Raw genomic sequence first — 6344 nt, 5'->3', positions numbered from 1 at the left:
CGTGCGCGACAGCTCTGCTGCCTGCTCGTCCGTGGGACAGAAGCGGTACTTGAACGCCCGCTTCACCTGCGTCGTGGCCATTCTCACAAACTAGCGACATGACAGGTGAAGATCAAACCTGCTGGTCAGAGCACGGTCTTCCGGTCTGGCGGCGAAACCCCGCTCCCTGCCCTGCTCCGCAGGAGTCCGTTTCCTCTCCGCCGTGAACGGCGGAGCATCCACGGAGGAACTCGATGACGGCCGCCGCGCCGGACCGCCGCCGTGCCCGACCGCCGGCGGCTCCGGACCGCCGGACCGCCGGAGCCGCGGACGGCTTCTCGCCGAGGGCCGGGGGCCGGCCGCCGACGGCGGGGGCCGCGCGGGAAGAAGAGCCGCGCGCACTCTGTCCGAGGGGCGTACGCATAACCCCATACGCCCCCACACCGTGACCAGCGGAGCGAACCCGCGTTGTCAAGAAAGAGTTGACCACACCTTCTTCAACGCCGGTTCGAGAGGCTTGTTCATGGCCGACCATGCAACCCACGACGCCCAGGCCCGGGCCAGCCTGCACTTGCTGGTGCGGGACATCGAGCGGGTCCGCCGGCAGGTGGACGCACTGCGCACGCTCACCGCCCAGCTGGGCAACGTCTACCGCCCGCGCCGTTCCGGTCCTTCCACGGGCTTCGTCGTGTACGGACGCGCTCCCGCCCCCACCGTCCGGCTCGCCCAGGAACTGCGCGACAGCGTCGAGACACTGGTCACCGCGGCGGTGGACTTCGACCGTTCACTCGGGTTCTCGTGGGACGCGGTGGGCTCGGCCCTCGGGGTCACCAAGCAGGCGGTCCACCGCCGCTACGGCGCTCGCCGCGCCGCCGCGCAGACCGCTCAGGCCCCGGGCAGCACGGCCACCACCGCAGGCGCCGGCACCGCCACGGCCGAGGCCGAGCGGCCCACGGAGTCCGCGGGCGCCCGCCCGCTCAGCGTGAACACGGGCCTCCCGACGGTCCCCACGGTCCCGGCCGCCCGCTCGATGCCGACCCAGCCGACGGCCGGCAGCCCGGCTCTGCGTGACGAGCCGAGGCCGACCGCCTTCCCGGGCCCCCGCAACGGCTGAGGGCGCCTTCCCCGAACACCCCCGTCCGCCCTCTCGGCCGCACCCGGGAGGGCAGCCGCATATCCCCCGTGGCCGCGGGCCCCGAAGCCGCCGGGCTTCAGAGCCCCTGCCCTTCGAAGCCCCCGGGCCTCAGGACTCACCCGATGTCCGGGGGATCGATCCTCACCCGCACCGCCTCCTCGCCGCCGCGGGCCATCCGGGCCGCCTGGGCCGCCTTCAGCGCGGCGGCCAGCGCGGCGCCCCGGCCCGGCGGCACCCGGATCAGCGCACGCTCCCACTGCTCCCCCGGCGGCGGCGCCCCCGGCCGCCGGGGCCGTCCGGCAGGGGCGGCCGGGATCGGAACCGGCCCCAGCAGCTCTGCCTCCCGGGGCAGTTCGACCGCTGCCAGGAACGCGGTCACCGCCTCCCCCGTCCCCGAGACCGACGCCATCCGCGACACCGGCGGAAACCCCAGCTCGGCCCGCTCGGCGAGCTCGCGCACGGCGTGCCCCACGGGGTCCCATCGCACCAGCGCCTGCACGGGCCGCAGGGTCGGCTCGGCGACGACGACCACGGTCCCCCCTGCCTCCTGCGGGCGCACCAGCGCGGCGGCGGCGATCCACCGCCGCAGGGCGTCCTCCCCGGCCCGCAGGTCGGGACGTCCGAGCATGGCCCAGCCGTCCAGCAGCAGGGCAGCCGCGTACCCGCCCTCGGCGACCGGTTCCGCCCCAGGCGTGGACACGACGAGCGCGGGCGCCGCCGGCACCGTGTCAAGCACCTGCTCACGCCCTGACGTGCGCACCGGCACGGCGGGGAACGCCCGCCCCAGCTCCTCGGCGGTCCGTCGCGCCCCCACGACCTGCGCCCGCAGCCTGAACGCGCCGCACTCGGGGCAGTGCCAGGCGTTCTCCTCACGCCCGCACCACCCGCACCACAGGGCGCCCCCGGCGTCCCCGCCCCGTGCCTCCAGCGGTCCGGAGCAGTGCCGGCAGCGGGCCGCCGCCCGGCACTGCGCACACGCCATCCGGGGCACGTACCCCCGCCGGGGCACCTGCACGAGCACCGGCCCGTGCCGCAGCCCCTCACGGACCGCCTGCCAGGCGAGGGTGGGCAGTCGGGCGGCCCGGGCGGCCTCGTCCCGCGCCAGGTCCTGGTCCCCCACGGTCCGCACCAGCGGAGCGGCCCTGCGCACCAGCTCCCGACCGGCGACGAGCGGTCGCGCCCAGCCGCTCTCGACGAGCTGGGCGCCCTCCACGGTGCAGCTCCAACCCCCCATCAGGAAACCGCACTTGTCCTGCGCGGCCCGCAGCAGCAGCACTTCCCGCGCATGAGGCTGCGGGGCGTGCTGCTCGCTGTGGCTGTCGTCCCCGTCGTCCCAGAGCGCGACCAGCCCGAGGTCCTGGACCGGCGCGAACATCGCGGCGCGCGTTCCGACGACCGCGCGCACGGACCCGCGTCGCACCGCCAGCCATTCCCGGTAGCGCCTCTCGGGCCCGGCGTCCGCGGTGAGCAGCGCGTGCCGGCCCTCCCCCAGCAGCTCGGTCAGCGCCCCGTCGACCCGCGCGGCGGCCCGTCCGTCGGGTACGACGACCAGTGCCCCGCGCCCCGAGGAGAGCGTGGCGGCGACGGCCCGCGCCAGCTCCTCGCTCCACTTCGGCCCGGGCAGCGCGTTCCACACGGCCCGCGGCGCGCCACCGGACGCCAGCGACTCCAGGAACGCGCCTCCCCGCTCGTAGCGGTCCCAGGTGCCGGTCTGCGGCGCTCCCGGCGGCGGCAGCGGCGCGGGCGAGGGCCGCTGCTCGGCACGTGCGTTGCGCGGCGGCACGGCCAGCTGCAGCACGTCGGCGAGGCTCCCCGCGTACCGGTCCGCGACGGCCCGTGCCAGGCCCAGCAGCTCCGGACCGAGCACCGGCTCGGGGGACACCACCTGGGCGAGCGCAGCGAGCGGCCCCGGGTAGTCCGACGCCGCGAGCCGCTCGACGAGGAACCCGTCGATGAGTCCGCCCCCCTCGCGCCGCCCGTCGCGCACCCGGCCCCGTCCGGCCCCGAACCGCACCCGGACCCGCACGCCGGGCTGCGCGTCCGCGTCCAGCTCGGCCGGGACGGCGTAGTCGAAGTAGCGGTCCAGATGCAGTACGCCCTTGTCGACGAGGACCCGCGCGACCGGCAGTTCCCCGGCCAGCGCCGCTCCCCGCCAGGTGCGGGGCTTGGCCCGGGGCGTCTTGGCCTGCCGCACGGTCTCCCGGATGAGCGCGAGCTGCTCCGGTGGGGCGCCCTCCCCGGCCGCCCCACCGCCCCCCTGCCCGTTCTCGCTGCTCACGCCTGCATTCTTACCAAACGCCACTGACAACGGTCGCGTGCGCGCCTCGCCGCCCTGCAGCTCCGGGTGCCACGGGACGCGGGACGGCGGCGGAGCCCGGGCATGACGACGTCGGGTCCCGAGACCCGGTGAGGGTCTCGGGAGCCGAGATCATGCACAGCGTGGGCCACGACGCCCTGACCCGCGGCCCGTCCCGCCCCACAGGACACCGGGACGGGACGCCGAGGGTGGAGGCGGCCCTGCGGTGGTCGGGGCGGGGTCCGGCGCGGTCCTACAGACCCGCGGCCTTGCGCAGCGCGTCCACGCGGTCCGTGCGCTCCCAGGTGAAGTCGGGGAGCTCACGGCCGAAGTGGCCGTAGGCCGCGGTCTGGGCGTAGATCGGGCGCAGCAGGTCGAGGTCGCGGATGATGGCGGCCGGGCGGAGGTCGAACACCTCGTCGATGGCCTTCTCGATCTTCTCAGTGTCGATCTTGGCGGTGCCGAAGGTCTCGACGAAGAGACCGACCGGCTCGGCCTTGCCGATCGCGTAGGCGACCTGGACCTCGCAGCGGGCCGCGAGACCCGCCGCGACCACGTTCTTCGCCACCCAGCGCATCGCGTAGGCGGCCGAGCGGTCCACCTTGGACGGGTCCTTGCCCGAGAAGGCGCCGCCGCCGTGCCGGGCGAAGCCGCCGTAGGTGTCGATGATGATCTTGCGACCGGTGAGGCCGGCGTCGCCCATCGGGCCGCCGATCTCGAAGCGACCGGTCGGGTTGACCAGCAGACGGTAGTTCTCGGTGTCGAGCTTGATCCCGTCGTCCAGCAGCGCCTTGAGCTCGGGCTCCACGACGAACTCGCGGATGTCGGGGGTCAGCAGCGAGTCCAGGTCGATGTCGGACGCGTGCTGCGAGGAGACGACGACGGTGTCCAGACGGACCGCCTTGTCGCCGTCGTACTCGATGGTGACCTGGGTCTTGCCGTCGGGGCGCAGGTAGGGGATGGTCCCGTTCTTGCGGACGTCCGAGAGGCGCTTGGACAGGCGGTGCGCCAGGAAGATGGGCAGCGGCATCAGGGTCGGCGTCTCGTCGGACGCGTAGCCGAACATCAGGCCCTGGTCGCCCGCGCCCTGCCGGTCCAGCTCGTCCTCGTCTCCCTCGACGCGGTTCTCGTACGCCGTGTCGACGCCCTGGGCGATGTCCGGGGACTGCGCGCCGATGGACACCGAGACGCCGCAGGACGCGCCGTCGAAGCCCTTCTTGGAGGAGTCGTACCCGATTTCGAGGATCTTGTCGCGCACCAGCTGGGGGATCGGCGCGTAGGCCTTGGTGGTGACCTCGCCGGCCACATGCACCAGGCCGGTCGTGATCAAGGTCTCGACGGCGACCCGGGAGGTCGGGTCCTCGCGCAGCAGGGCATCGAGAATGGTGTCGCTGATCTGGTCAGCGATCTTGTCGGGGTGACCCTCGGTCACAGACTCCGAAGTGAACAGGCGACGGGACACAACGCTCCCTGGGGTTGCAGCGGCTGCTGGCTGATCATGGGCGGACGCGACGGGAGCTGCGCCCGGCGTCGTCCGAGAACAGTTTATCGGTCATACCCCGCCACCGGCCCACCCGTCTCGCCTCTCGGGAGCGCTGTGACCTGCGGCACGGGCATTCTGCCGAAAGCCGAGCACGCTTGGCCAGGGGCGCGGCGCCGTAATCGAGCCGGGTGCGAGGCGACGACGAAGCGCATCAAACAGTCAGCCGAGCCGCTGCGTCACCAGGTCCCACACGATTTCGGCCAAGGCCTCCTTGGGGCCGTGGGCCACGGGCGTCTCACTGCCGTCGGCGCCCAGCACGACGGCCTCGTTCTCCTCGGAGCCGAACGTTCTGCGCTCCCCCACCTCGTTCACCACCAGCAGATCGCAGCCCTTGCGCAGCAGCTTCGCCCGGCCGTTGGCCAGGACGTCGTCGGTCTCGGCGGCGAAGCCGACGACCACCTGATCGGCGCGCGCCCGGTCGGCGGACAGCTCCGCGAGGATGTCCGGATTTCGCACGAGGACGATCGGGTCCGGCTCCTTGCCGTCCTTCTTCTTGATCTTTCCGGCCGCGTAGGTCTCCGGCCGGAAATCTGCCACGGCGGCCGCCATGACGACCGCGTCGGCGTCGGCGGCCGCCTTCAGGACCGCCTCGCGCAGCTGTACGGCGGTGCCGACCCGCACGACGTCGACCCCGGCCGGGTCGGGCAGGCCGGTGTTCGCCGCGACCAGGGTGACGCGGGCGCCACGGGCGGCGGCGGTGCGGGCGAGGGCGTAGCCCTGCTTGCCGGACGAGCGGTTGCCGAGGAAGCGGACCGGGTCGAGGGGTTCACGGGTGCCGCCGGCGCTGACCACGACGTGCCGGCCGGCCAGGTCGGGCTCGCGTACGCCCCTGGCCAGGACGCGGCGGCAGACCTCGAAGATCTCGCCGGGGTCGGGCAGGCGGCCCTTGCCGGTGTCGACGCCGGTGAGGCGGCCGACCGCCGGTTCGATTACGACGGCGCCCCGGCGGCGCAGTGTCGCCACGTTCTCCCGGGTGGCCGGGTGCTCCCACATCTCGGTGTGCATCGCGGGGGCGAAGACGACCGGACAGCGGGCCGTGAGGAGGGTGTTGGTGAGGAGGTCGTCGGCCAGGCCGTGGGCTGCCTTGGCGAGCATGTCGGCGGTGGCCGGGGCGACGACGACCAGATCGGCGTGCTGGCCGATGCGGACGTGCGGGACCTCGTGGACGTCGTCCCAGACCTCGGTGGAGACCGGGTGGCCCGAGAGGGCGGACCAGGTGGCGGCGCCGACGAAGTGCAGCGCGGAGGCAGTGGGGACGACGCGCACGTCGTGACCCGACTCCGTCAGCCGGCGCAGCAGCTCGCAGGCCTTGTAGGCGGCGATGCCTCCGCTGACCCCCAGAACGACCTTCGGTGTGTCCACCGTCTCTCCCCGGACCTCGACGATTTCGT

At 74.0% G+C, this 6344-nt stretch carries 5 protein-coding genes; 1 reads left to right on the top strand and 4 read right to left on the bottom strand.

What is annotated here, in order from left to right; all coding sequences use genetic code 11:
• On the bottom strand, window positions 1-81 hold an 81-nt coding region (locus IE239_RS09590), incomplete at its 3' end, for a helix-turn-helix domain-containing protein (protein ID WP_190148868.1).
• 421 nt (window positions 82-502) lie between these two features.
• On the opposite strand from IE239_RS09590, the gene IE239_RS09585 reads away from it, so the two are divergent.
• On the top strand, window positions 503-1093 hold the full coding sequence (locus IE239_RS09585) for a hypothetical protein (RefSeq protein WP_190148848.1): 591 nt from the start codon (window positions 503-505) through the stop codon (window positions 1091-1093).
• A gap of 136 nt (window positions 1094-1229) precedes the next feature.
• Here the strand turns inward: IE239_RS09585 and IE239_RS09580 are convergent, their stop codons facing one another.
• From IE239_RS09580 to coaBC, 3 genes are all read right to left on the bottom strand, one after another.
• On the bottom strand, window positions 1230-3392 hold the full coding sequence (locus IE239_RS09580; protein ID WP_190148847.1) for a primosomal protein N': 2163 nt from the start codon (window positions 3390-3392) through the stop codon (window positions 1230-1232).
• 271 nt (window positions 3393-3663) lie between these two features.
• Window positions 3664-4872, bottom strand: a complete 1209-nt coding sequence (gene metK / locus IE239_RS09575) for a methionine adenosyltransferase (RefSeq protein ID WP_190148846.1) — start codon at window positions 4870-4872, stop codon at window positions 3664-3666.
• Between the two features lie 240 nt (window positions 4873-5112).
• Complete coding sequence (gene coaBC, locus IE239_RS09570; protein WP_190148845.1) at window positions 5113-6315, bottom strand: bifunctional phosphopantothenoylcysteine decarboxylase/phosphopantothenate--cysteine ligase CoaBC; 1203 nt, start codon at window positions 6313-6315, stop codon at window positions 5113-5115.
• Window positions 6316-6344 lie beyond the last annotated feature (29 nt).

The sequence above is a fragment of the Streptomyces humidus genome (assembly GCF_014649655.1).
In the GTDB taxonomy this organism is placed as follows: Bacteria; Actinomycetota; Actinomycetes; order Streptomycetales; family Streptomycetaceae; genus Streptomyces; species Streptomyces humidus.
Note: the sequence above shows the minus strand (reverse complement) of the source record. Positions and strands in the feature narration are given on the sequence as shown.